Source organism: Tenacibaculum amylolyticum, assembly GCF_964511145.1.
GTDB lineage: Bacteria > Bacteroidota > Bacteroidia > Flavobacteriales > Flavobacteriaceae > Polaribacter > Polaribacter amylolyticum.
Genome location: NZ_CAZEFZ010000076.1, coordinates 199,584 through 223,306, shown reverse-complemented (window position 1 = coordinate 223,306; position 23,723 = coordinate 199,584). Strand labels below are relative to the sequence as shown.

Sequence of the window (23,723 nt, the reverse complement as noted above, 5' to 3'; positions counted from 1 at the left end):
TTTAAAAACTGTAAGACATGATAGATTTAAAAAAAATAAGCATCAGTATTTTTTTAAGTTTTACCTTCTTTTTAGTTGTTGCACAAGAAGAAAAACTACCTAGCTACTTTTCAAATACTTCTTTGAATTTAGAAAAGAGCACATACCTTGAACAAATACAAAATATTGGGTTTAAGAGTGCAAATAGCCAAGATGGTGTTATTTCTTTACAACAAATTGGAGACTCAAATAATGCTGCAATTCAAAATAGATTCGCTATTGGCTTTCATAATGTAAGACAAATAGGAAATAGTAATCTATATCAATTCCAGAATTACAACAATAATTTATCAATAAACTTAGGAATACTTCAGTTGAGGGATAATAATTATTTAAAAATTATAGGTTCTAATACACTGTCTAATAATATGAGCATTGTTCAGTTTGGAGGTGCTAGAATGGAAATTTTAAATTATTAGTATGGTGCGAGTTTTTACTTTTTTGTTTGTATTACTATTTCACTTGCTATATGGGCAAGAGGATGAAAAATTGAAAATTGAAGGAGAGATTCTTATCCAGAGAAATGATGAGCTAGTCATTGTAAGAGCCCAGGCATATAATGGAGAGCAATTTTATGTAGATGAGCTGAATTATAATTTAGTAGCAGTAAAAAACGCTTCAGGAAACTTTTCTAAAAATAATCAAACTAGCGATTTTTCATTACAACCAGAAGAGGAAAAAAAACTATCTGAATTACGAATAAATTTAGGAAAGGATGACGAACTAAGAACTTATCTATTTATAAAACACAAAGGTAAGTTGTTACACAGAGATACTTTATTTCTTATTCCAACTAAAAAAACAGCTATTGTTAATGAAGAAAATTTCTTGATAAAAGGAATTGTTGTAGATGAGTCAATTACAAGGATAGGAAGAGACTATCATGATTGGTTTTATAAAGAATATTTAGTGTCAGGTAAGAAGTACCCATTCATTATAAAAATTATAGAAAAACCAGCTATAGGAAGAAATAGTGTCATTCATATTGAAGTTGAAGGAAAAAAAATACATGAGTTTTTTGCAAGGCCAGAAGAAGAGTATTTAAAGACAAATGTGGTATATGCCATGAGAAAACTCAGAAATTTTAATCAAAATAGAAAAACAGCTTTTAGCAAACTATAAACGCTATACTATGAAACAAAAATTACTCATTATACTGCTATTGCTATCAAGTGTAAGCTATGCACAAGATTTGGTTTATAGACCCATTAGTCCATTCTTTGGAGGAGATGCCTTCAATTACCAACAAATAATAGCGTCAGTAACTGCACAAAACGATTTTAGCGAAGATGGAAACGATCAAAGAGAAGTAGCTTCAGATTTAGAAAACTTTACCAATAGTTTAAATAGAAGGTTACTTAGTTCCTTATCACAAAGTCTATTTCAACAACAATTAGGTAATACAGATTTAACTGTAGGAACCTATTCATTTGGTGATTTAGTCGTTGAGATTACACCAGGAGACAATGGTTTAAACGTAAGTATTTTAAATGTAGTAACAGGAGAACAAACACAAATAACTATCCCTAACCAATAATTAAGGAACAATGAGACATATCCCTCTAACCATATGCTTATTAGGCTTCTATTTGTTATCTAGTTGTGGTACTTACTTTAACCAACCACTAGTACAAACAAAAGCAAGAATAGGAGAAAATACTTCCCCGGATTTCCTCGCGAAAAATTTTCTACCATCAGATAAAATTATTGTAGGTGTCTATAAATTTAGAGATCAAACAGGGCAATATAAACCTGTACAAAATGGATCTACTTTTAGCACGGCTGTTACTCAAGGAGGAACTACAATATTATTAAAATCATTAGAAGAATCAGGTTGGTTTAGACCTATTGAAAGAGAGAATATTGGAAACTTATTAAATGAAAGACAGATTATTCGAAATACAAGGCAAGAACATGCTAATGGTCGAAAAGTTACTATGCCGCCATTACTATTTGCAGGAATAATTATAGAAGGAGGAGTAGTTTCTTACGATTCTAATATTATAACTGGAGGTTCAGGTTTGCGTTATTTTGGGTTAGGAGGATCAAATCAGTATAGACAAGATAGAATTACAGTATACTTAAGAATAGTATCTACTTCTACTGGAGAAATATTAAAAAGTGTATATGTATCTAAAACGATTTTATCACAAAGTTTGTCCGCAAACCTATATAGATATGTTTCCTTAAGAAGATTGTTAGAAGCAGAAACAGGAGTTACTAAAAACGAACCAGCACAATTAGCAGTAAAAGAAGCTATAGATAAAGCTGTAGACTTATTAATTGTAGAAGGAATTGTAGACGGAATATGGAAGCCAGATGGAGGTAATGCAGCAATAAATTATGTGAAAAAAGCATACAAAAAAGAAAAACAAGAAACAGATAATACATTACTATATGACAGAAAACAAGAAAAAAGAAGGGATCGTTTCGCCGTAGGTTTCGGAGGCGGACTTTCTAAAATATCAGGAGATTACAACAATGCTACCTATCGTTTAGGTTATAATATAAAGTGGAAGTATATGTTAGATAATGATAAATTTAATATTTGGGTTTTATTAGGGGGATTAGAACTTGAAAACAGGGGGGTTTATCGTGAGTCTTTCTTTACTTCTGCTTTTAATTTAGAATATATTATACTACCAAATGATAGGTTTTCTCCTTATATCTATACAGGTTTTGGCTCTATAGCCAGAAGCAATTTAAGTCAAGGTTTTTTAAAGCTCCAAGGAGGTGTGGGGCTAGAGTATCTCATTTCTAAAAAAGTAGGGTTTTTTATAAATGGAGAAATGGATATGTTGTTTAGCGATGATTTAGATAGGCAGATTGTTGGTGAGAGAAACGACATGGTCTTCAGTTTTGGCGCAGGACTAAATATTTACTTTTAATACAAATTCACATGAAAAATAAGCTCAAAATATTTGTTTTACTATTCGTGCTTTCTCATACGTTTTTTCAATGTGGAGTAGACGGAGGAGTAGATGTTATTACATATGGAGATTTAACGGGGAAAGTAGTTAAGAAAGAAAATTTTGAACCTATAGAAAATGTAAAGGTTACACTTTCACCTACTAATAATACAACTTTTACAAATGCAGACGGAGAGTTTTCATTTGAAAGAATTGAGGTTCAAGAATATTCGGTACGTGCAAATAAAGATGGGTATTTAGATACTTTTGAAGGAGCTAATGTAAGTGAGGAAAATATAGTTAATGTTGTATTGGAAATGGATATTTCTACGGCATTAAATCAAGGACCAACACAACCTAATTTACTTACTCCAGAAGATGAAACTACCGATTTAGAAAACACGGTTACGCTAACTTGGGAGTCTACAGATCCAGATGAAGACGAACTGTTGTACACAATAGAAATTCGAAATAATTTTAATAATGAAATTATTAGAGTTGAAAATATAACAGAAGAAAGTTACGAGCTACAAGATTTAAAATTTGGAGGGAAATATTTTTGGCAAGTTATTGCTTCAGATGAAATTAATCCTGAAGTAGCGAGTGGAATAAATTCATTTACAATAAAAGAAGAACCAGCAAATAGATTTTTTTACGTAAAAAGTGAAGGAGACAATAATGTAATTTATTCATCTAATTTTAATTTTGATACGAATGAAGTTGAAAATGAAATTAGAATAACAAGTACTAATGTAAACTCGTGGAGACCTAGAAAAAACAATGCAGCAAACTTAATTGCGTTTTTAAGAATAAAGAATAATGAAGTACATATTCATACCATGAAAACAAATGGAGAAGATGTACGACAAGTAACGTCTTCTGTACCAGTTGCAGGATTTAATTTGAATGAAATAGATTTCTCTTGGTCTACAAATGGAAGTCGATTAATATATCCAAATTTTGATAAACTATATATGATTAATAAAGATGGAACAGGCTTGCAAGAAATATTTAGTACTGCAGATGGTTCTTTAATAACAGAATGTGATTGGAGTGAAGATGAAAGTAAAATTGCTATAAAAACAAACAATGCAGATGGATACAATAGTTCAATCTATATAATTGATTTGACAGGGAATATATTGAACACAGTAATTTCAAATAATATAGGTGCTGTAGGTGGATTAAACTTATCTGCATCTGGAAACCAATTACTATTCAGTAGAGATATTACCGATTTTCAATCGGATGATTATAGACAGTTAGATACAAGAATGTTTATATACAATTTTACCGATGATAGCTTTAGAGACATTTCCGACGATGACAAAGAAGCCGGCACCAATGATCTAGATCCCAGATTTTCCCCAAATGAATCACGTGTGATTTTTGTGAATACTTCTAATGATGGAGTATCGCAAAGAAACATCATGGAGCTAAATTTAGATGGAGTAAATTTAGATAGAAGGAGGTTATTTTCCAATGCAGTTATGCCTGATTGGGAGTAACATACAGTAAGGTTATTGGGGATGAAGCGAACGTTAAAAAACGTTCGCTTTTTTCTTGATATCAATCTCAGAAAAACTAAATTTGCATGCAACAACACAACACAACATGAGTAAAGAAGTTTCTAAACGATACGCCCAAAGAGGAGTGTCAGCATCTAAAGAAGATGTACACAATGCTATAAAGAATATAGATAAAGGGTTGTTCCCTAAAGCTTTCTGCAAAATAGTTCCAGATTATTTAACAAACGATGAAGAATACTGCTTAATAATGCATGCAGATGGCGCTGGTACAAAATCATCTTTAGCATATATGTACTGGAAAGAAACTGGAGATGTTTCTGTTTGGAAAGGAATTGCACAAGATGCACTTATTATGAATATAGACGATTTGTTATGTGTAGGTGCTACAGATAATATTATGTTGTCGTCTACTATTGGTAGAAACAAAAATCTAATTCCTGGTGAGGTAATTTCAGCAATTATTAACGGAACAGAAGAGTTAATTGCAGAGTTAAAAGAATTTGGAGTTACAATACATTCTACTGGTGGAGAAACTGCAGATGTTGGAGATTTAGTACGAACTATTATTGTTGATTCTACTGTAACGGCTCGTATGAAGCGTTCAGATGTAATAGATAATGCAAATATTAAAGAAGGTGATGTTATTGTAGGACTTGCGTCTTTTGGCCAAGCAAGTTATGAAAAGGAATATAATGGAGGAATGGGAAGTAATGGGTTAACTTCTGCTCGTCACGATGTATTTAGTAAATACTTAGCTGAAAAATATCCAGAAAGTTTTGATGCTGCCGTTCCTAACGATTTAGTGTATTCTGGTGGCGTTACATTAACAGATGAGGTTGAAAACTCACCAATTGATGCAGGTAAATTAGTGCTTTCTCCAACGAGAACCTATGCGCCGATTATTAAAGAGATATTGTCTAAATATACTTCAGAAAACATTCATGGAATGGTACATTGTTCTGGAGGAGCACAAACAAAAATTTTACACTTCGTAGATAATGTTCATGTTATAAAAGATAATATGTTTGCAATTCCACCTTTGTTTAAATTGATTCAAGAACAGTCTAAAACAGATTGGAAAGAAATGTATCAAGTATTTAACTGCGGACATCGAATGGAATTATATGTATCTCCAGAAGTAGCAGAAGAAATTGTTGCGATTTCAAAATCATTTAATGTAGATGCGCAAATTATTGGTAGAGTTGAGGCTTCTGCAACAAAAAAGCTTACGATTAAAAGTGAGTATGGTACATTTGAATACTAGACTAGTAAATAATGAAATATATTAAAAGCCTTGGGTACTTCCGAGGCTTTTTTATTTAATAGCATAACTGTTTTGTAAGAGTAATTTTTTGTAGCATTTGCCATGTTTTATGATAAAAACTCTTTGGTGAAAATTTAAAAAAGATAATATTTCTTTGTTTTGCTTTACAATACCTATTCTCAATTATAATGTTTAAAGTTAAACCCTTATTGGTTGCGAATCTATCATAAGTCTGAATCTTTCCTATATATACAGTAAGGTCATCAATGGTTTTAATTTTTAAGATTTTAGCGGAAGCTTTATATCCATTTAAGTTTTTGTTATGTTCTATATTATTTAATCCATCAAAATACTTTTGAAGATTGAGTTCCAATTCTTCTTTAGTAATTTTTCTGTCTAAATCTATATACCATGCATATACATAAGACCAAAAGTTTGGATGTTCCGTATTTCTCCATCCTTTAGGAGGAAACCGTACTTCCGCGATTCCTTTATAGTTAATGTTTTTAGCAAAACGAATAGGGAAGTCAAATATTTCTTTACCCCAAGAAGAATCAAGCTGAATAATAGTAGCATTTTTATTTTGTAATTTAATATCATTTAACTGATTCCATATTGGGTTTTTATAATCTTTAGGAGATAAACGAAAAATAAGAATGGATTTTTTAAGTGATTTGTCAAAATACTGTTCTCCTTTAATGTTTACTGTAATCACTTTTCCAGTATGAAAACCATCAAAAAATGTCATGGCACCTGTAAATCCATCGTTTTTTTTATGAAACATAACTTGTGGTTCTGGAAAATCGGTTGCCCAGTGATTAGGTTTCATTAAACCATCAAAATAAGCTTTGAAGTTAGTTGTTACATCTTTTAAAAATAGAGGATGGGCAGTGTCTACTTTCCATCCTATAATTAAAGACCAAAACTCATTGTTTTTAGGATTAGACCAATTAGGAGTAAAAAGGAGTTCTTCAAAACCTGTAAACTTTAATTTTGGCGCCCAGTCAATTGGGAATTTAATGATTTCTTTTTGCCAGTCTTTTGAGTTTTTAAAAATTATTAATTTCTCTTTTTCTTGAGAAAGAACGAATAGTGTTTGAAGAAATAAAAATAAAATTAATAAGAATCTTTTCATCATTATAATTTTATGGTTACTTCAAATCCTATTGCATCAGAAATGGCATTGTTCTTAAGTTTACTCTTATAACTTACATTCCAATCACGTCTGTCTATTTTAAAACGTGCAAACATCTTCCTTTCTTTGTAATTGAATTCTGCATTAAAATGAATAGGTTTTGTAATTCCTTTGATGGTTAAATCTGCATTAATCTTTACGTGGTTATTTTCAAAATATTCAATAAAAGTAATTTTTAATTTTGCTGTTGGATATCTTTCAACATCAAAAAAATCAGATGCCTTTAAATGATCGACTAAACCTTTGTTGGCCTTGGTGTCTTCAACATCGGTATTTGTAATCGAATTCATATCGATAATAAATTCTCCACCGGTAATCATATCATTTGTTTTTAAGAAGTAACCTTCTTTAAAACTAATAAACCCATCATGACCTCCAAAATAAAAAGTGTATTCACCAATCCATTTAATGGTGCTTTTTTCAATATTAACGACTATTTTCTCTTGTGCTTTACATTGAGTTGATAAACAAATAATACTAACGAATAGCATAATAATTTTTCTCATTTGATTTAAATTTTAAGTTCTGAGTAAAACTATTTTAGCGCTTCGTTAAAAATGTCAAATCAATGTAAAAGAAGTGTAGAAAGATGTAAAAAAATGTTTGAAAGAATAATGAAATACTAATTATCAGGAATAAATTCAATATCTACCATACCAAGGTAAGATGTTGTAGAAAAAGTTGCAGGTAGCATTTGAGAAGTACCTAAGTAACTACCATATCCTTTTATCAAAACATCTCCAATGTCTGAAGGAAATATAACAGCTCCTCCTTTATTGAAAGTGTAATAGTTACTAGTGTTAACAGAAACAAAGTAATCTACACTAGATTCTATAGTTATTGGAGAGATTTCTTGTGTAGAAATTAATCCATTACTAGATTGAACTTGTTGGGTAAGTAATAGTTCTTGTGTGTCAAAATTCCATAAGGAAACTCGATATTCACCATTTGCAGGTACTCTAATGCTTACAGATGAAATTCTTCCGCTTTTAAATGTCTTAAACAAATATCCAACCTCAAATGTATTTGGGCTATTTATAGTTGATTGTAAATCTAAAACTCCACTTTCTATCAATGATTTCATTGGAAATTGAGGAGGTTGCTCTGGTGGAGTGTCCTTGCTACAACTCAAAGAAATAAATAATAAAAGAGTATAGAAAATTAGTTTGCTCTTCATGATTTAAATGGTTGTTTTTCAGTCTCTAAGTTAATGAAAAAAATCAAAAGAGTATTGATTTACAAATGCTTAAGTATGAAATTAAAGCTGTTTGAACATTTTTCAGAACAGAATCTAACAGAAATACATTGCTTTAAGAAATTTTTCAGAAGTAGTTAAGAAGCTCAAAGTTGTAGTATAATTTTAAAATGAGTTACTTTTAGCGGGAGTAATTTCAGATAATATTAAATGTGTAGTTGTGTCACCATAATCTATCAATTGATCTATAAACTGTTGTAAGTGTAATTGATTTTTTAAGGTTACTTTCATGTGTATATTTTGTGTTCCTGTAATACGATATGCTTTCTGCATTTCTGGAAATTTATTTGCATCAGAAATAAACAGCTTCAGTTTACCGCTAAAAACTTTAAGAATAATAAAAGCTTCTATTCCGTAACCAATTTTTGAATGATCAATTTCTGTAGAATAGTTTTTAATAACACCATTATCTTCTAATTTTTGAACGCGTTCTCGTACAGCAGAAGCAGAAAGGTTTATTTTTCTTCCTAAATCAGCAAAAGAAGTTCTGGAATTATTACCTAGTTCGTTTAATATTAAATAGTCTATATCGTCTACCATCGATTCGTTTGTTTGGTATTTGTAAATCCTTTTTTTCCTTTAAAAATTAACAGAAACACGGTGGAATTAATTTCCTACTAAAATAATAGGTTTTTAGCTTTGGATAAAATTTAATTGACTTTTTATCTTATGAGTTTAAGTGTTTTTCTGATTTTAGTGATCGGTGTTTTTTTAGGTTTTTTTATTCAAACTATTATTGGGTTTGCTGGGGCATTAGTAGCCTTACCAATATTACTATTAACCATGAGTTTGCAAGATGCGATCTCTTATTTAGCATTATTCTACTTGTATTCTAGTATTATATTAATTTCTAAAGAATGGAAAAACATTAATAAAACGATTATTATTAGATTGATAATTGCAACTGTTTTTGGTGTAAGCCTGGGGATTTGGGTATTGCAATATGGAAAACCCTTAATACTTAAGAAAATTCTTGGAATCTTTATTTTACTATATGTTTTGTACACCACTTTTATGAAAGATAAATTAACAGCTAATCCTAAATTAGAATTTGTTTTTGGGTTGGCAGGAGGTTTTTTTTCTGGATTATTTTCAACAGGCGGACCTTTATATGTAATGGTAGTAAGAAACTCAGTAGTAGATATGAAAGTATTTAGAGCAACAATGTTTGGGGTATTAGGATTAATTACTTTAACCAGAGTTCCTATTTTATATGTACAAGGAATCTTAAAATTTACCCATTTTTATTACTCAGTACTTTTAATTCCAGCATTTTTATTGTCTATATATTTTGGAAAAAAAATGTACTCAAGACTAAATGAAAATACACTAAAAAGAATTGTGTTATCCTTGTTGTTTATATCTGGAGTTATGCTAACGATTAAAAGTTAATCCATTTTTTCAAAAATAAAATCAATAGCAAAATCATCATTAGAAACTTTAGCATACAGCTGTTTGTTTTCTAACCAATAAGAAATCTTTTTAGGAAATTCATTTTTGTTGTTGTAACAGGTGAAAGAATTTTTGCTTAATTCTGTTATTTTGAAAAAAGTTGGATTTTCATTTACACCTTTAACTTGTAAATATGTACTTCCATCTAATTTTACAATGTTTAAATCTTCTTTAAAAACAGTATCCTTATCTTTTAAAGTGTAGCCAAGACCAGAGAAATTAGAGTTCCAAATTTCATAGGTATTCTTCCCTGTTTCATTGTTTACACGTTTCCATTTTCCAACCAAAAAATCTGGATTTTCAGATTTATTTGAACAAGAAAGGCAAATTATTAGAATAGAAAACAAAAAAAGATAGCGCATATAGAGTAAATTTTGAGTCAATCACTGGTTTTCAGCAAAACAAATTTAAAGAAAAGTCGTAAATTCGCACACCAACGAAAAGAATAATGCTAGATAAATTACAAATAGTAAAACAACGTTACGATGAGGTTTCAGATTTAATCATCCAACCAGATATTATTTCTGACCAAAAACGTTATGTAGAACTAAATAAAGAATACAAGGATTTAGGAAAGGTTGTTAAAAAAGCAAACGAGTACGAAACACTTTTGAATAATATAGAGGAAGCTAAAGAAATTATTTCAGATGGTAGCGATGCTGAAATGGTAGAAATGGCTAAAATGGAGATGGATGAAGCAAAAGAACGTATTCCTGCATTAGAAGAGGAAATAAAATTCCTATTAATACCTAAAGATCCGGAAGATGGAAAGAACGCAGTAGTAGAATTACGCGCTGGAACTGGAGGAGATGAAGCTAGTATTTTTGCGGGTGATTTATTTAGAATGTATTCTAAGTATTGTGAAGGTAAAGGTTGGAAAGTTTCTATCGTTGATTATAGTGAAGGAACCAATGGAGGATTTAAAGAAATTCAATTTGAAGTTTCTGGAGAAGATGTATACGGAACGTTAAAGTTTGAAGCAGGAGTACACCGTGTGCAGCGTGTACCGCAAACTGAAACACAAGGTAGAGTACATACTTCTGCGGCTACTTGTATGGTATTTCCAGAAGCAGAAGAATTTGATGTAGAGATCAATCCAAAAGATGTTCGTATCGATTATTTCTGTTCGTCTGGTCCTGGAGGTCAGTCTGTAAATACAACTTATTCTGCAGTACGTTTAACGCATATCCCTACAGGTTTGGTAGCGCAATGTCAAGACCAGAAATCTCAGCATAAGAACAAAGAAAAAGCATTTAAAGTATTACGTTCGCGTTTATACGATTTAGAGTTGGCTAAAAAACAAGCAGAAGATGCAGCTAAAAGAGGTTCTATGGTAACTTCTGGAGATCGTTCTGCAAAGATTAGAACCTATAATTATCCACAAGGACGTGTTACAGATCACAGAATTGGATTAACATTATATGATTTACAGAACATTGTAAATGGAGATATTCAAAAAATTGTAGATGAGCTCATGTTAGCAGAAAATACTTCTAAGTTAAAAGAACTAGGAGAAACAATATAAATTAATAAAGGCAGCCAATGGTTGCCTTTTTTGTTTAAAAAGATTTTAAGAAATAGATGAAGTTAAATAAAGAAAATGTATTTACAATAGCATTATATAATGTTGAAAATTTTTTCGATACAGTAGATGATCCATTGACTAATGATGAAGCGTATACACCTAAAGGTAAACTGAGATGGAGTGAGTCGAGATATCGTAAAAAAGTGAAAAATATTAGTTCAGTAATTGCTCAAATAGGAAAGAATAGATCTAAATACACTCCTGCTATTATTGGTTTAGTGGAAGTAGAAAATACAAAAGTATTAGAGGATTTAATACATCATAAAAACTTGAGAGATGAAGGGTATAGTTTTGTGCATAAAAGTTCTAGAGATAATAGAGGTATTGACGTAGCATTATTATATAGAAATGATGTTTTTGAAGTATTGCATACTAAAAACTATCCAATTCATTATGAAGAAGATGATGGAGAAAGAGGCTTTTCAAGAGATATATTAGTCGTCTCAGGAAGGTTGAATGGAGAATTAGTGCACATTATTACAAATCATTGGCCATCAAGAAGAGAAGGGGAAGAAAAGTCAGATTTTAAAAGAATTGAAGCGGCAAAATTATTGCATTATGCGATAGCAGAAATTAAAGAAGGAGACTCAGATCCTAAGATTATTATTTTAGGTGATTTTAATGATAATCCGAATGACGAAAGTATAAAGGATTATGTAATGACTGAAGAGTTTTATAATCCTATGGAAGAATTATATAGTAAAGGAATTGGGTCCTTAACTTTCCAACGAAAATGGCATTTGTTTGACCAAATTATTGTCTCTAAATCTTTCTTGACTAATAGTGATACAGATCATACATTTCTTGAAGCAAAAGTTTTTAATAAAAAATGGTTGCGAACACATAAAGGGAAACGTAAAGGAAGTCCATTTAGAACCTATATTGGAAGATGGTATAAAGGAGGTTATTCAGATCATTTTCCAGTATACATGAATTTGTATAGAAAATAAAAAATCCAGCTCTAAAAGCTGGATTTTTTACGTTATTTAGTAAATCGTTTACTCTACAGTAACAGATTTTGCTAAGTTTCTAGGTTGATCTACATTTTTACCTAACATTACCGCTATATGATACGATAATAATTGTAATGGTATAGTAGTTAATAATGGTGTAAGAGCTTCTTCTGTTTCAGGAATTTCAATTACATGATCTGCAATTTCCTTAACAGTTACATCACCTTCAGTAACAATAGCGATAATTTTACCACTTCTAGATTTGATCTCTTGAATGTTACTTACTACCTTTTCGTAATGACCTTTTCTTGTTGCAATAACAAAAACAGGCATATTTTCATCAATTAAAGCAATAGGTCCGTGTTTCATTTCAGCTGCAGGGTATCCTTCAGCATGAATGTATGAAATCTCTTTTAGTTTTAAAGCACCTTCTAATGCTACAGGGAAATTAAACCCTCTACCTAAGTATAGACAATTAGTCGCATCTTTATAAACATCTGCAATTTCTTGTACTATAGGATCTATTTTTAATAAATTCTCTACTTGGTTAGGGATTTGTTGCATGGTCTGTAAATATTTGTTTACAGCCGTTTTAGACAACGTACCTTTTGCTTGTGCTAAACGTAAAGAAATTAAAGAAAGTATCGTAATTTGTGTCGTAAATGCTTTTGTAGATGCTACTCCAATTTCTGGCCCGGCATGTGTATATGCACCAGCATGAGTTTCCCTAGCAATTGAAGAACCTACTACGTTACAAATACCAAATACGAATGCTCCTTTAGATTTTGCTAGTTTAATTGCAGCTAAAGTATCTGCGGTCTCTCCAGATTGAGAAATAGCAATTACAACATCTTTAGGTGTAATAATTGGATTTCTATATCTAAATTCAGAAGCATATTCTACCTCTACAGGAATTCTAGCCATATCTTCTAGTAAGTATTCTCCTACTAATCCAGCATGCCAAGAAGTACCACAAGCAATAACAATAATTCGATCTGCATTTAAAAACTTCGAAATATTATCGTCAACACCAGCCATTCTAATAATACCTTCATCAGCTAACATTCTTCCTCGATAAGTATCTATAATTGCTTTAGGTTGTTCGTAGATTTCTTTTAACATGAAGTGATCATATCCACCTTTTTCAATTTGATCAAGACTTAATTTAAGTTCTTGAATTTTAGTATCGACAGGTTTATCATTATCAATTTGCCTAACTTTAATCCCTCTTCCCTTTTTGATAATTGCTAATTCACCGTCTTCTAAATAAATAGCGTCTTTTGTGAATTCAATAAAAGGAGAAGCATCGGAAGCAATAAAAAACTCTTCATTATCTTTCCCTACTCCAATTGCAATAGGACTACCTAAACGAGCTACTACTAATTCGTTAGGTTTTGTTTTGTCAAAAACAGCAATAGCATAGGCTCCAATTACATTAGTTAATGCTAATTGTACTGCCTTTCCTAATTTACATCCTTCGCTTTTCTTAACTTCTTCAATTAAGTTTACTAAAACTTCGGTGTCTGTGTCACTTTGAAATTCATAACCTCGAGCAATTAGTTCTTTTTTAATGGTATCGTAATTTTCAATAATTCCATTATGAACAATTACTAAATCTCCAGATTGTGAGAAATGTGGATGTGAATTTATGTTATTAGGTACTCCATGTGTTGCCCATCTTGTATGACCAATACCTATTTTTCCTTTCTTTCTTTTTTCTTCATTATTTGTAATAACTTCTAAGTCAGAAACCTTACCTTTTGTTTTAGATAAGTTCATCGACTCCCCATCATACATCATTACACCAGCACTATCGTAACCACGATATTCTAGTCTTTTTAGTCCGTTAATTACAATTGGATAAGCATCTCTCTCTCCAATATATCCTGTAATTCCACACATAATAATTTTTTCTGTTTTAGATTGACATTACTTAATTGTTCTCTTTTTCTTCAGAATAAGATAATACTAACTTGGCTCTTTTTTCTCCGTTAGTAGTAGAGTTATTGAAAAGAGTAACACCTCTAGGATCCCAGTTATATGATCTTACCTGAATATCTAAAAGACCATTTACAATTGGAGAATCTGTTCCTATATTATATACTCGCAATACCAAAGGAAGATTGTCCGTTTCTGTTCCATTTAATAAATCAGAAATATAATCTGTTATACGTATTGTATATGATTCTGGTTTTCCATCCGCATCGTCGGCAAGGAATCCTCCAAAGGAATTTGTTTCACTATAACTGTCTGTAATTTGTTCACCCTCTTCACCATTATCTTTATAGATTAATAATCTTAATGGTAAATAAGTAGTGTCTCTCGAAGCATCGATATTAAATATTAAAGAAGCATCGTTTACTAAAATATTTCGAGACCTTAAGTCTTGTAGTTCTGTTCCGTTTAAGATATTTATTTTAGCCTTAGAACCAGCGGTTCCTTGTACAACAAAACTATTAACAGGAGCAGCATTTGTAGCAGGATTAGGTTCATATTTACTGTTTCTAACTCCAGTTAAAGGAAAAGTATAAGAACTACCGATAGTGTCTTTAGGACTTAAAGTAGATTCTCCAGCTTTTATCTCGTATCTAGTAATAGTGTAAAAGAATTCTAAACTTGCGGAAGTATTTGTACCCAATAATCTAAAAGGAATCATAGATCCCTCAGTACCTTCAGTTTTTACAACTAATCCTCTAAAATAATCATTGAATGCATTTGCGGTAGCAAATTCGGGATCGCCAAACTTATCCCAAAAAAGCTCTTTCATTCTTGCGGTATTTAAAGGAACAGTTAAAAATGGATTAGCGTTTGTTAATTTTAAAGTGTCCTTATAAGTACCAGTTACAACACCACTAGTGTTACTTACATTTCTATCATATACAAATAAAGTGTCGTTAGGATTTGGGAAAAACTCGAATCCCATGTCTTCATTTAATACCTCAGTTCCAGTGTAGTCTGCATCAGATAAAAAACTATTTGATTCTGATGGATTACCAGGGTTTAATGAGTTTAAGAAAGTCTCATTTCTGTATACTTTTAAAGGCATATTCCTAGTAGCATCACCTAGAATAGAATCTAACCTAAACTTAGGAACATTGTCTGTACTTTCTCTAATACTAGTTGCTGTGTATGGAAGTTTTAAGATCACGCGATCTAAAACGAAAAAAGAATCAATTCTTTGTGCTTGTAATGCAGCTTCTTCCTCATCCGTTTCGTCTCCATTACTTACGATACTCGAAGCAGGAACTACATCAGATGTTTTAGGGTTTTGTATAAAACCTAATTGACTTACAAAAGAAGATGTAATTCTTTTGTAATCGGAGTTATTATACACACCTAACCAATATTCACCTAATTGATTTATAGCGATGTTATCTGCTCTAACTGCATCGATGTTTTCAGGAATAATTTCAACTTCAAAAGTTACTTGTTTTGTTTCAAAACTATTGTTATTGATGATGTTACCCCCGATCTCGCGAAAGTCTTTCTCGCAAGAAATAACTAAAAAAAGTGAGCTTAAAACCACACTTATATATACAATCTTTTTCATGTATTTATGTTGAAAAAATTAAGAATCCTGAAGTTCAAGAACATTCTCTCTATAGAAGTCTAAATATGCTTCAGTTAATAGTTCTTCAGATTGGTAGTCGAGTACCATAACGCCACTTTCTGTAATGAATTGTTCTAAATCACTAGAAAAATCATTGCTGCCTTTAATAATAGCATCTGAATTTAAGATTGCATTCTTTAATATATTTTCTTGAGTAGGTGTTTCTAAATGAGCTACACTAGCATTCTCAATTTTGTCAAACTGAACCTTTTTAAAGAAATCTTGGCTAAGTTCACCTTCAAATTCATTGCTATACAGAGAAGTAACAATTTTGCTTTCAGCAAATAAAGGTTCTTCTTTGTAATATTCTCTTAGATAAAGAGGTAATAAAGAAGCCATCCATCCATGAACATGAATAATATCTGGTGCCCAGTTTAATTTTTTAACAGTTTCTACAACCCCCTTTGCAAAGAAGATCATTCTTTCATCATTATCTGCAAATAACTTATCATCTTCGTCCGTGTAGATTGCTTTTCTTTTGAAGTATTCATCATTATCAATAAAATATACTTGCATTCTCTCTTTAGGAATAGAAGCAACCTTAATGATTAATGGCATATCCATATCGTTGATAATTAAATTCATCCCAGATAAACGAATTACTTCATGTAACTGATGTCTTCGTTCATTAATCACACCAAAACGTGGCATAAAAATTCGGGTTTGAATTCCTTTGGAATGTGCATACTTTGCAACATTAAATGCGGTAGATGATAATTCTGTTTCTGGTAAATACGGAATAACTTCCGAAGAAACATACAATATTCTCTTATCCTTCATTAAATCTAACTCTTTTAAAGGCGCAAAACTACAAAATTTTATGCTAAAATCCTGTTAAATTGCTAATTTTGCTGAGATTGTAACAAATATTTAATGAAAATATTCACATTAAAATCTGATTTAAAAAAGTTTTTATCAGTAGTAAAAAAAGATCAAAAACGTATTGGTTTTGTACCTACGATGGGTGCATTGCATCAAGGACATATTTCTTTAGTGGAGAAGGCTATAAGCGAGAACGATATTACGGTTGTTAGTATTTTTGTAAACCCTACACAGTTTGATAATCAAGAAGATTTAGAAAAATATCCTAATACTTTACAACAAGATATTGAGTTGTTAGAAAGTGTGAATTGTGATGTGTTATTTGCTCCTTCTGTAACAGAAATATATGATGAAAATGTTGTTGCTGAAAAATTCGATTTTGATGGTTTGGAGTATGAAATGGAAGGTAAATTTAGAGATGGACATTTTGATGGAGTAGGAACAATTGTGAAGTCATTATTCGAAATAATAACTCCAGATGTAGCTTATTTTGGAAAAAAAGATTTTCAACAGTTACAGATTATTAAAAAAATGGTAGAGAAATTAGGGTTACCAATTAAAATAAAAGGGATGCCTATTTTTAGAGAAGAAGATGGTTTAGCTATGAGCTCTAGGAATGCCAGACTTACAAAAGAGTATAGAGAAGCTGGACCTTTTATTCATAAAATTTTAAAAAAAGCTAGAAAAAAAATCCACTCTAAAGATGTTGAAGAAATTATAGCTTGGGTAGAAAAACAATTTAAAAAACATCCTCTTTTAGAACTGGAATACTTTATAATTGCAGATGAAAAAACATTACAATCAGCAACGAAATTCGAATCAGGAAAAACGTATAGAGCTTTTATAGCCGTGTTTGCTGGTGAGATTCGTTTAATAGATAATGTTAGATTCAAAAACAATTAAAAAATAGTAGAAGATAAATTCTTTAAAAACAGTATTTTTGTAGCATGTTAGTACAAGTTGTAAAATCAAAAGTTCACCGTGTAAAAGTTACAGGGGCGGATTTAAACTATATAGGAAGTATTACTATTGATGAAGATTTAATGGATGCTGCCGGCATTATTGAAGGAGAACGTGTTCAAATAGTAAATAACAATAATGGAGAGCGTTTAGAAACATATGCAATTCCTGGACCTCGAAAAAGTGGAGAAATTACATTGAATGGAGCAGCAGCAAGAAGAGTGCAAAAAGGAGATGTACTTATCTTAATTGTATATGCTTTTATGGAATTAGAAGAGGCTAAGAATTTTAAACCTCAGTTAGTATTTCCAAATGAGGAAACAAACTTATTAGACTAAAAAATATTGATTACTTCAATGAAGAAAATTTTAAAAATAATATTACCTCTCATTTTGGGAGGTTTTTTAGTTTGGTACATGTTTACCAAAATATCTCCTACTACCCTTTTAAATTATTTTAAAAATGCAAATTATGGGTGGATAGCTTTAGGGCTATTTTTTGGAGTATTGAGTCACTTATCAAGAGCTTATCGTTGGAAGTTTTTATTAGAACCTATGGGATATACGCCAAGATTTATAAATAGCACGTTAGCTGTAATGATTGGGTATTTTGTAAACTTAGCATTGCCTAGAGCAGGGGAAGTTTCTAGAGCAACAGTAATGACAACTTATGAAGATATTCCTTTCGAAAAAGGGTTTGGAACCATTGTAGCAGAACGTATTGCCGATTTGGTGATGATGTTTATAATCATAGGAATTACCTTATTAATTCAATTTGAATTTATAATAAAGCTTGTAAAGGCAAATTTTGATCCAATTAAAATAGCAATAGGCTTAGTAGCAGTTTTAGTTGCAGTCTTGTTTTTTAGACAATATGTTAAAAAATCTACTAGTGGTTTAGGATTAAAAGTAAAAAACTTTGTGAATAGTTTAGTAGAAGGGTTGACCAGTATTTTTAAAATGAAAAATAAATGGGCTTTCATTTTTCATACTGTTTTTATCTGGACAATGTATGTAGCGATGTTTTGGGCAACTATTCCAGCAATTAAAGGTTTAGAAGTTCCTTTTGGAGCTATTTTAGTCGGATTTATTGCAGGTGGATTTAGTATTGCTGCTACTAACGGTGGTATTGGATTATATCCAGTTGCTGTAGCTGGTGCTTTTACATTATTTGGAGTTCCAGAAGAACCGTCAAATGCATTTGGTGCAATAATGTGGTCTGCTCAAACAGCAATGATTATTATTTTTGGAGGTCTATCTTTTCTCTTACTACCTATTTTCAATAAGAATAAGTAAATTTATTTTTTAGAGTTTAACGTTTGTATTTATGGCTAAAACCAAAACAACTTTTTTCTGTCAGAATTGTGGAACTCAGCATGCGCAATGGGTAGGACAATGTTCTAATTGTAAGCAATGGAATACTGTTGTAGAAGAAGTAGTTCAGAAAGAAGAAAAAAGAAATTGGAAAAGCCCTTCAAATACAGATAAAAAAGTATCAAAGCCGTTAAGAATTCAAGAAATTGCGTTTAATGAAGAAGAACGAATTGTAACTCGAAATAATGAATTAGATACTGTTTTAGGAGGAGGATTGGTTAAAGGGTCTATTGTTTTGTTAGGTGGAGAACCTGGAATAGGAAAGTCTACATTATTATTACAAGTAGCTTTACAGATACCTCAAAAAGTACTGTATGTTTCAGGAGAAGAAAGTCAGTCGCAAATAAAAATGCGTGCAGAACGTTTAGAAAATAGCTCTTCAAACTGTTTGATATTAACAGAAACCAATACGCAACAAATATTTAGAAATGTAGAAGAAGTACAACCAGATGTTTTGGTGATTGATTCTATTCAAACTTTGTATACCAATAACATAGAAGCCTCACCTGGAACCATTTCTCAAATTAAAGAAACATCTGCAGAACTTATAAAGTTTGCGAAAGAAACTAATACTCCAGTATTGTTAATAGGTCATATAAATAAAGATGGAAATATTGCGGGACCAAAAATTTTAGAACACATGGTAGACGTGGTTTTACAGTTTGAAGGAGACCGTAATCATACCTATCGTATTTTACGTTCACAAAAAAATAGATTTGGTTCTACAGCCGAATTAGGAATTTATGAAATGTTATCTGACGGATTACGAGAAATAACAAATCCTTCAGAAATATTAATATCTAAAAAAGATACAGATTTAAGTGGAACTGCGATTGCTTCAACATTAGAAGGAGTACGTCCGTTAATGATAGAAATTCAGGCATTAGTCAGTACAGCTGTATACGGAACACCACAACGTTCTACTACAGGATATAATCTTAAACGCTTGAATATGATTTTAGCAGTTTTAGAAAAGCGTGCTGGGTTTAAATTGGGAGCAAAAGATGTCTTTTTAAATATTACAGGAGGGATTCATATAGATGATCCTGCTATTGATTTAGCTGTTGTGGCTGCTATTTTATCGTCTAATCAAGATATAGCTATAAATCCAGATGTTTGTTTTGCTGCTGAAGTTGGATTGGCAGGAGAAATTCGCCCAGTTTCAAAAATAGATCAGCGAATTGTTGAAGCTGAAAAACTAGGTTATAAAACATTTGTAACTTCTAAATACAATAAAATTACTTCTAAAAATCATAGTATTAAACTTATTCTTGTAGGTAAAATAGAAGAAGCTTTTGCGACACTATTTGCATAAAAGTTACTTTTTTGAAACTCTTTAAAAAACCTTTCGTTATTAAGAGTAAATCAACTAAACAAGGTAAGTGTCAAAAGAAATTAATTTATTAATACTTCAATGTAAGAAAGGAAATAAAAAAGCGCAATTACATTTATACGATAAGTACTGCGAAGCTATGTTTTCTATTGCTTGTAGATATTTAAATGAAGAAGAAGCCTTAGAAGCTATGCAAGAAGGTTTTCTGAAAGCGTTTTTAAATATTTACAAATATGAAGCTACTTATACTTTTGGAGCTTGGTTGAAGAAAATTGTAATTAATCAATGTATAGATGAATTAAAAAAGAAGAGAATAGAAACTATTTCTATTGAAAATTATACATCAGATATTGTAAATGAAGAAGATTGGTTGTTTGATGAAGAAATTTCAAAAAATGAAATTATTGAAGCAATTAATAAACTACCTCTTAAATATCAATTAGTAACCAAATTATATTTATTAGAAGGATACGATCATGCCGAAATTTCTGAAATTTTAGGTATTGCAGTAAAAACGTCCAGAACACAATTAAGGCGTGGGAAATTACAATTAAGAAAAATATTAGAACCTTATTTAAATGAAGCGAGATATTAGAGAGTTATTCAAAGAAAATTCTCCTAAAAAAAAGATGCCTATAAGACATAGAGAGCTTTTTGAACAAAAGTTAACAAAAGCTCCTAGAAAGAAAATATTGATCTATAAGATTAAAAATATAGCGGTTATACTAGCATTTATTTGTATAGGAGCTAAGCTTTTATTTATAAATGATTCATCAATTACAAGTAGTAAAGAAGCGCCAATAATTCATCAAGTTCATCAAATAGAAGCGCAATACCTTAAAAGTATTGATGAAGAATGGGAAAAATTACTTCAAATAACAGATGATCAATATTTAATAGTTAAATATGAAAAACGTTTAGATAAGTTATCGAATGAATACCAAAATTTATCTCAGAGATTTAAAAAGGAGTCTAATAATATTAATTTGCTAGAAGAGTTGATTAATAATCTTCAAATTAGATTAGAAACATTAAAAAGTATTCAAAATCATATAAAAAATCTTAATAAAAAAGAAATAGCTTATGAAACAATTGATATTTAGCCTGTTTTTTATTGGTGTATCTATTAGTGCTCAACGTGTTAAAAAAACGATCATAAAAGATAGTTTTCTAATAAACGATGCACTCAAAATGGAAATGAATATTACAAATATTCCAATAATAGTTGAGACGTCTAAGGATGATAAAGTACATGTTGATTTTGAATTAGATTTTTTAAAGTATTCTGAAAAAGAGATGGAAGAATATTTGAAAATAATAGCTTTAGAGCAATTCTTTATGGAAGACACTTTTGTTTTAAAAATTAAAAGTCCAAAGAAAATTAGAAAAAGGGAGTTTTATTCAAAAGACTATATAAAAAAGGAATTCAATTTTTTTACGAAGAGTTTAAAAAAGAAAATGAAGTTCGATTTAGCAAGAAATTCAAAAAAAGATATTTTAGATATGTTCAATAAAGAAGATGTTTCCTTTTTTTCATTAGATAAATTTCAAGATGAAGTAATTAAGAAAAAGAATTATAAATCATTTAATGCTTTATTTAAAATATCAATTCCAAAAAAATTCTTAAAAGGATTAAAGATTACTTCGAAAGAAAGTGTAATTAATTTTAATAATCTAATATTTGAATCTTTAAATCTTAAATTAGAAGGAGGAGGAGCTAAAATTAGAGAAGTAAGTAATTCAATAATTAGTATTAATAATGGCCATGGCTTATTTGGAGGAGTAAAGAGCAGTAATATTGATGCAATAGGAGATTCATGGAAAAACTTAGTGATTGGAAGTATTTCAAATTCTAAAATATCTTCAGAAGGAATTAAAATTGAAATAGGAGAAGTAGACGATAATATCGAAATCAATAATTTTAGTAGTCAAATTTATCTTAATTTCTTTAGCAAAAACATCAATATATTCAAATGTATAGGAGATTATTCAAGAATTTATCTTTTCGATTCTTATGATCTAGATAAGTTCTCAATTACAGGAGTTAATTCAATATTAAAAAATAAAGGGAAAAAGACACAAATTAAATCAAAGAAAATTCCAAGCCTAAATACAAATGAAAAGTTACAAATTAAAGTGAAAAATTCAGAAGTAACTTTTTTAAAGAAATCGAAAGTCGAATAGTTGGGAAAACTGCAAAAGAAAAAGTAACAAACGAGGAATTTCCTCGTTTGTTTTATTATATAAAACTCAATTTAGAGAACTCTTTATTTAATATTTTACGATCGTTTACGTCGAGCCATTTATCTAAAATAGTAGCGTACACTTCTCTAAAATCTATTTGATATTTTAAATCACCATTAGCATCTAAATTTTGTAAATCAGGTAAAGCATTATAAATTCCTGCTTGCTGTAGTTTATTACCAATTACAAAAACATTATTTGCAGCACCATGATCCGTACCATTAGAACCGTTTTTTTCTACTCTTCTACCAAATTCAGAAAACGTTAGAATCAAAGTGTCATCAAACGTATTATGTTGCTGTAAATCGTTTACAAAAGCTTCTACGCTTTCAGCGTATAATTCTAGTAATCTTCCTTGTCTGTTTTTTTGATTTGCATGGGTATCAAATCCACCTAAAGCAGCATAATATACTTGTGTGTCTAATCCAGAATTAATAAACTCAGCTATAGTTTTTAATTGTTTACCGAATACATTTTTTGGATAATTGGCTGTAGAAGCATTTGTATTACTCTTTTCATAAATGTATTTAGCAGAAGACCTTGCATCAATCATAGTGTTGTATAAATATCCTAAATTATGTTCGCTCAAATGTGGATCACTAGCATAGTTGTTTAAAACACCATCGAAGAAAGGTTGTTTTAATAGCTTGTAAAATAATTTTGGATTTGTAATAGCCAAACCGTTTTGTAAGTATCCTTTCAACATTAGCGATAAACTCTCATCAACCTCTATAGCTTTGTATGGATTCGATTTTGTAATATCTAAATATCTTCCTACCCAACCTGTTGGTAAAAATTCATTGCTATCGCTGGCTGTTTGCCAGATATCTGTAGATCTAAAATGAGATCTATTAGGGTTCGGGTATCCTACATTGTTTAGGATACTTAGATAACCTTCATCGTATAAATTTTTAAGAGGAGCTAAACTGCTATGAAAACCAACTTCATCATTTAACTTAAGAATATTGTTTTTATTAATGGCAATATTTCCTCTGTTTTTGTAATACAAATCATTTCTAAAAGGAACTACTGTATTTAAACCATCATTACCTCCTTTTAGTTGTATAATAACTAACTTTTTATTGTTTAATGCTAGAGGGTTTCCAGTTTCTAAAGCTTTTAAAAACTGTGGAACTAGAAGCATTCCTCCTGTAGCAAGCGATGTTCTTTTTAAAAAATTTCTTCTCTTCATTCTACTCG

Annotated in this window: 25 protein-coding genes; 16 read left to right on the top strand and 9 right to left on the bottom strand. The window is 30.5% G+C overall.

Going from position 1 to position 23,723, the window contains the following annotated elements:
* Positions 1–17 precede the first annotated feature (17 nt).
* From ACKTTC_RS18930 to ACKTTC_RS18905, 6 genes are all read left to right on the top strand, one after another.
* Positions 18–458 carry a hypothetical protein gene (locus ACKTTC_RS18930; protein WP_408041435.1) on the top strand — a complete coding sequence of 147 codons (441 nt, stop codon included), beginning with the start codon at positions 18–20 and terminating at the stop codon, positions 456–458.
* A gap of 1 nt (position 459) precedes the next feature.
* Entirely contained in the window at positions 460–1,161 is a 702-nt protein-coding gene (locus ACKTTC_RS18925) for a CsgE family curli-type amyloid fiber assembly protein (protein ID WP_408041434.1), read from the top strand.
* Positions 1,162–1,171: 10 nt separating this feature from the next.
* A complete protein-coding gene (locus tag ACKTTC_RS18920) occupies positions 1,172–1,576 on the top strand; it encodes a curli assembly protein CsgF (RefSeq protein WP_408041433.1) in 405 nt (134 codons plus the stop codon).
* Positions 1,577–1,586: 10 nt separating this feature from the next.
* Positions 1,587–2,927 carry a CsgG/HfaB family protein gene (locus tag ACKTTC_RS18915; protein WP_408041432.1) on the top strand — a complete coding sequence of 447 codons (1,341 nt, stop codon included), beginning with the start codon at positions 1,587–1,589 and terminating at the stop codon, positions 2,925–2,927.
* 11 nt (positions 2,928–2,938) lie between these two features.
* Positions 2,939–4,456 carry a carboxypeptidase regulatory-like domain-containing protein gene (locus ACKTTC_RS18910; protein WP_408041431.1) on the top strand — a complete coding sequence of 506 codons (1,518 nt, stop codon included), beginning with the start codon at positions 2,939–2,941 and terminating at the stop codon, positions 4,454–4,456.
* A gap of 106 nt (positions 4,457–4,562) precedes the next feature.
* Positions 4,563–5,741 carry an AIR synthase related protein gene (locus tag ACKTTC_RS18905; RefSeq protein WP_408041430.1) on the top strand — a complete coding sequence of 393 codons (1,179 nt, stop codon included), beginning with the start codon at positions 4,563–4,565 and terminating at the stop codon, positions 5,739–5,741.
* A 55-nt stretch (positions 5,742–5,796) separates the two neighbouring features.
* Here the strand turns inward: ACKTTC_RS18905 and ACKTTC_RS18900 are convergent, their stop codons facing one another.
* The 4 genes from ACKTTC_RS18900 to ACKTTC_RS18885 form a co-directional block, all read right to left on the bottom strand.
* Positions 5,797–6,876 (bottom strand): hypothetical protein, encoded by a 1,080-nt coding sequence (locus ACKTTC_RS18900; protein WP_408041429.1) that lies wholly within the window; start codon positions 6,874–6,876, stop codon positions 5,797–5,799.
* A gap of 2 nt (positions 6,877–6,878) precedes the next feature.
* Positions 6,879–7,442 (bottom strand): YceI family protein, encoded by a 564-nt coding sequence (locus tag ACKTTC_RS18895; RefSeq protein ID WP_408041428.1) that lies wholly within the window; start codon positions 7,440–7,442, stop codon positions 6,879–6,881.
* Between the two features lie 116 nt (positions 7,443–7,558).
* Entirely contained in the window at positions 7,559–8,113 is a 555-nt protein-coding gene (locus tag ACKTTC_RS18890; protein WP_408041427.1) for a hypothetical protein, read from the bottom strand.
* A gap of 183 nt (positions 8,114–8,296) precedes the next feature.
* Positions 8,297–8,731: an Lrp/AsnC family transcriptional regulator gene (locus ACKTTC_RS18885; protein WP_408041426.1), complete on the bottom strand. Its 435-nt coding sequence runs from the start codon at positions 8,729–8,731 to the stop codon at positions 8,297–8,299.
* 129 nt (positions 8,732–8,860) lie between these two features.
* Here ACKTTC_RS18885 and ACKTTC_RS18880 point away from each other — a divergent pair, with 129 nt between their 5' ends.
* Positions 8,861–9,583: a sulfite exporter TauE/SafE family protein gene (locus tag ACKTTC_RS18880; protein WP_408041425.1), complete on the top strand. Its 723-nt coding sequence runs from the start codon at positions 8,861–8,863 to the stop codon at positions 9,581–9,583.
* On the opposite strand, the gene ACKTTC_RS18875 is transcribed toward ACKTTC_RS18880, so the two are convergent.
* Positions 9,580–10,005 (bottom strand): hypothetical protein, encoded by a 426-nt coding sequence (locus tag ACKTTC_RS18875; protein ID WP_408041424.1) that lies wholly within the window; start codon positions 10,003–10,005, stop codon positions 9,580–9,582. The two genes, ACKTTC_RS18880 and ACKTTC_RS18875, sit on opposite strands and share 4 nt — an antisense overlap.
* Before the next feature lie 86 nt (positions 10,006–10,091).
* Here ACKTTC_RS18875 and prfA point away from each other — a divergent pair, with 86 nt between their 5' ends.
* Complete coding sequence (prfA, locus tag ACKTTC_RS18870) at positions 10,092–11,168, top strand: peptide chain release factor 1 (RefSeq protein WP_408041423.1); 1,077 nt, start codon at positions 10,092–10,094, stop codon at positions 11,166–11,168.
* 56 nt (positions 11,169–11,224) lie between these two features.
* A complete protein-coding gene (locus ACKTTC_RS18865; protein WP_408041422.1) occupies positions 11,225–12,178 on the top strand; it encodes an endonuclease/exonuclease/phosphatase family protein in 954 nt (317 codons plus the stop codon).
* 48 nt (positions 12,179–12,226) lie between these two features.
* Here ACKTTC_RS18865 and glmS read toward each other — a convergent pair whose 3' ends face one another.
* The 3 genes from glmS to ACKTTC_RS18850 are packed head-to-tail and all read right to left on the bottom strand — an operon-like array spanning position 12,227 to position 16,571.
* Positions 12,227–14,083 (bottom strand): glutamine--fructose-6-phosphate transaminase (isomerizing), encoded by a 1,857-nt coding sequence (gene glmS / locus ACKTTC_RS18860; protein ID WP_408041421.1) that lies wholly within the window; start codon positions 14,081–14,083, stop codon positions 12,227–12,229.
* Positions 14,084–14,114: 31 nt separating this feature from the next.
* Complete coding sequence (locus ACKTTC_RS18855; RefSeq protein WP_408041420.1) at positions 14,115–15,731, bottom strand: DUF4270 family protein; 1,617 nt, start codon at positions 15,729–15,731, stop codon at positions 14,115–14,117.
* Between the two features lie 18 nt (positions 15,732–15,749).
* Positions 15,750–16,571 (bottom strand): glycogen/starch synthase, encoded by an 822-nt coding sequence (locus ACKTTC_RS18850; protein ID WP_408041419.1) that lies wholly within the window; start codon positions 16,569–16,571, stop codon positions 15,750–15,752.
* 93 nt (positions 16,572–16,664) lie between these two features.
* Here ACKTTC_RS18850 and panC point away from each other — a divergent pair, with 93 nt between their 5' ends.
* From panC to ACKTTC_RS18815, 7 genes are all read left to right on the top strand, one after another.
* Positions 16,665–17,516, top strand: a complete 852-nt coding sequence (gene panC, locus ACKTTC_RS18845; protein WP_408041418.1) for a pantoate--beta-alanine ligase — start codon at positions 16,665–16,667, stop codon at positions 17,514–17,516.
* A 44-nt stretch (positions 17,517–17,560) separates the two neighbouring features.
* Positions 17,561–17,911 (top strand): aspartate 1-decarboxylase, encoded by a 351-nt coding sequence (gene panD, locus ACKTTC_RS18840; protein ID WP_408041417.1) that lies wholly within the window; start codon positions 17,561–17,563, stop codon positions 17,909–17,911.
* An 18-nt stretch (positions 17,912–17,929) separates the two neighbouring features.
* Positions 17,930–18,868, top strand: coding sequence for a lysylphosphatidylglycerol synthase transmembrane domain-containing protein (locus tag ACKTTC_RS18835; RefSeq protein ID WP_408041416.1), 939 nt, complete (start codon positions 17,930–17,932; stop codon positions 18,866–18,868).
* A 31-nt stretch (positions 18,869–18,899) separates the two neighbouring features.
* Positions 18,900–20,261, top strand: a complete 1,362-nt coding sequence (gene radA, locus ACKTTC_RS18830; protein WP_408041415.1) for a DNA repair protein RadA — start codon at positions 18,900–18,902, stop codon at positions 20,259–20,261.
* A gap of 67 nt (positions 20,262–20,328) precedes the next feature.
* On the top strand, positions 20,329–20,874 hold the full coding sequence (locus ACKTTC_RS18825) for an RNA polymerase sigma factor (protein WP_408041414.1): 546 nt from the start codon (positions 20,329–20,331) through the stop codon (positions 20,872–20,874).
* Positions 20,858–21,382, top strand: coding sequence for a hypothetical protein (locus tag ACKTTC_RS18820; RefSeq protein ID WP_408041413.1), 525 nt, complete (start codon positions 20,858–20,860; stop codon positions 21,380–21,382). Before ACKTTC_RS18825 ends, ACKTTC_RS18820 begins: the two co-directional genes overlap by 17 nt.
* Positions 21,363–22,463 carry a hypothetical protein gene (locus ACKTTC_RS18815; protein WP_408041412.1) on the top strand — a complete coding sequence of 367 codons (1,101 nt, stop codon included), beginning with the start codon at positions 21,363–21,365 and terminating at the stop codon, positions 22,461–22,463. Before ACKTTC_RS18820 ends, ACKTTC_RS18815 begins: the two co-directional genes overlap by 20 nt.
* Before the next feature lie 55 nt (positions 22,464–22,518).
* On the opposite strand, the gene ACKTTC_RS18810 is transcribed toward ACKTTC_RS18815, so the two are convergent.
* On the bottom strand, positions 22,519–23,715 hold the full coding sequence (locus ACKTTC_RS18810; protein ID WP_408041411.1) for a DUF1501 domain-containing protein: 1,197 nt from the start codon (positions 23,713–23,715) through the stop codon (positions 22,519–22,521).
* Between the last annotated feature and the right edge of the window lie 8 nt (positions 23,716–23,723).

Coding starts and splice junctions, on each gene's coding strand:
- ACKTTC_RS18890 (WP_408041427.1), bottom strand. CDS start 8,113: ATGAAGAGCAAACTAATTTTCTATACTCTTTTATTATTTATTTCTTTG.
- ACKTTC_RS18915 (WP_408041432.1), top strand. CDS start 1,587: ATGAGACATATCCCTCTAACCATATGCTTATTAGGCTTCTATTTGTTA.
- prfA (WP_408041423.1), top strand. CDS start 10,092: ATGCTAGATAAATTACAAATAGTAAAACAACGTTACGATGAGGTTTCA.
- ACKTTC_RS18875 (WP_408041424.1), bottom strand. CDS start 10,005: ATGCGCTATCTTTTTTTGTTTTCTATTCTAATAATTTGCCTTTCTTGT.
- panC (WP_408041418.1), top strand. CDS start 16,665: ATGAAAATATTCACATTAAAATCTGATTTAAAAAAGTTTTTATCAGTA.
- panD (WP_408041417.1), top strand. CDS start 17,561: ATGTTAGTACAAGTTGTAAAATCAAAAGTTCACCGTGTAAAAGTTACA.
- ACKTTC_RS18820 (WP_408041413.1), top strand. CDS start 20,858: ATGAAGCGAGATATTAGAGAGTTATTCAAAGAAAATTCTCCTAAAAAA.
- ACKTTC_RS18905 (WP_408041430.1), top strand. CDS start 4,563: ATGAGTAAAGAAGTTTCTAAACGATACGCCCAAAGAGGAGTGTCAGCA.
- ACKTTC_RS18910 (WP_408041431.1), top strand. CDS start 2,939: ATGAAAAATAAGCTCAAAATATTTGTTTTACTATTCGTGCTTTCTCAT.
- ACKTTC_RS18810 (WP_408041411.1), bottom strand. CDS start 23,715: ATGAAGAGAAGAAATTTTTTAAAAAGAACATCGCTTGCTACAGGAGGA.
- ACKTTC_RS18815 (WP_408041412.1), top strand. CDS start 21,363: ATGAAACAATTGATATTTAGCCTGTTTTTTATTGGTGTATCTATTAGT.
- radA (WP_408041415.1), top strand. CDS start 18,900: ATGGCTAAAACCAAAACAACTTTTTTCTGTCAGAATTGTGGAACTCAG.
- ACKTTC_RS18850 (WP_408041419.1), bottom strand. CDS start 16,571: ATGAAGGATAAGAGAATATTGTATGTTTCTTCGGAAGTTATTCCGTAT.
- ACKTTC_RS18920 (WP_408041433.1), top strand. CDS start 1,172: ATGAAACAAAAATTACTCATTATACTGCTATTGCTATCAAGTGTAAGC.
- ACKTTC_RS18885 (WP_408041426.1), bottom strand. CDS start 8,731: ATGGTAGACGATATAGACTATTTAATATTAAACGAACTAGGTAATAAT.
- ACKTTC_RS18900 (WP_408041429.1), bottom strand. CDS start 6,876: ATGAAAAGATTCTTATTAATTTTATTTTTATTTCTTCAAACACTATTC.
- glmS (WP_408041421.1), bottom strand. CDS start 14,083: ATGTGTGGAATTACAGGATATATTGGAGAGAGAGATGCTTATCCAATT.
- ACKTTC_RS18925 (WP_408041434.1), top strand. CDS start 460: ATGGTGCGAGTTTTTACTTTTTTGTTTGTATTACTATTTCACTTGCTA.
- ACKTTC_RS18895 (WP_408041428.1), bottom strand. CDS start 7,442: ATGAGAAAAATTATTATGCTATTCGTTAGTATTATTTGTTTATCAACT.
- ACKTTC_RS18855 (WP_408041420.1), bottom strand. CDS start 15,731: ATGAAAAAGATTGTATATATAAGTGTGGTTTTAAGCTCACTTTTTTTA.
- ACKTTC_RS18880 (WP_408041425.1), top strand. CDS start 8,861: ATGAGTTTAAGTGTTTTTCTGATTTTAGTGATCGGTGTTTTTTTAGGT.
- ACKTTC_RS18865 (WP_408041422.1), top strand. CDS start 11,225: ATGAAGTTAAATAAAGAAAATGTATTTACAATAGCATTATATAATGTT.
- ACKTTC_RS18930 (WP_408041435.1), top strand. CDS start 18: ATGATAGATTTAAAAAAAATAAGCATCAGTATTTTTTTAAGTTTTACC.
- ACKTTC_RS18835 (WP_408041416.1), top strand. CDS start 17,930: ATGAAGAAAATTTTAAAAATAATATTACCTCTCATTTTGGGAGGTTTT.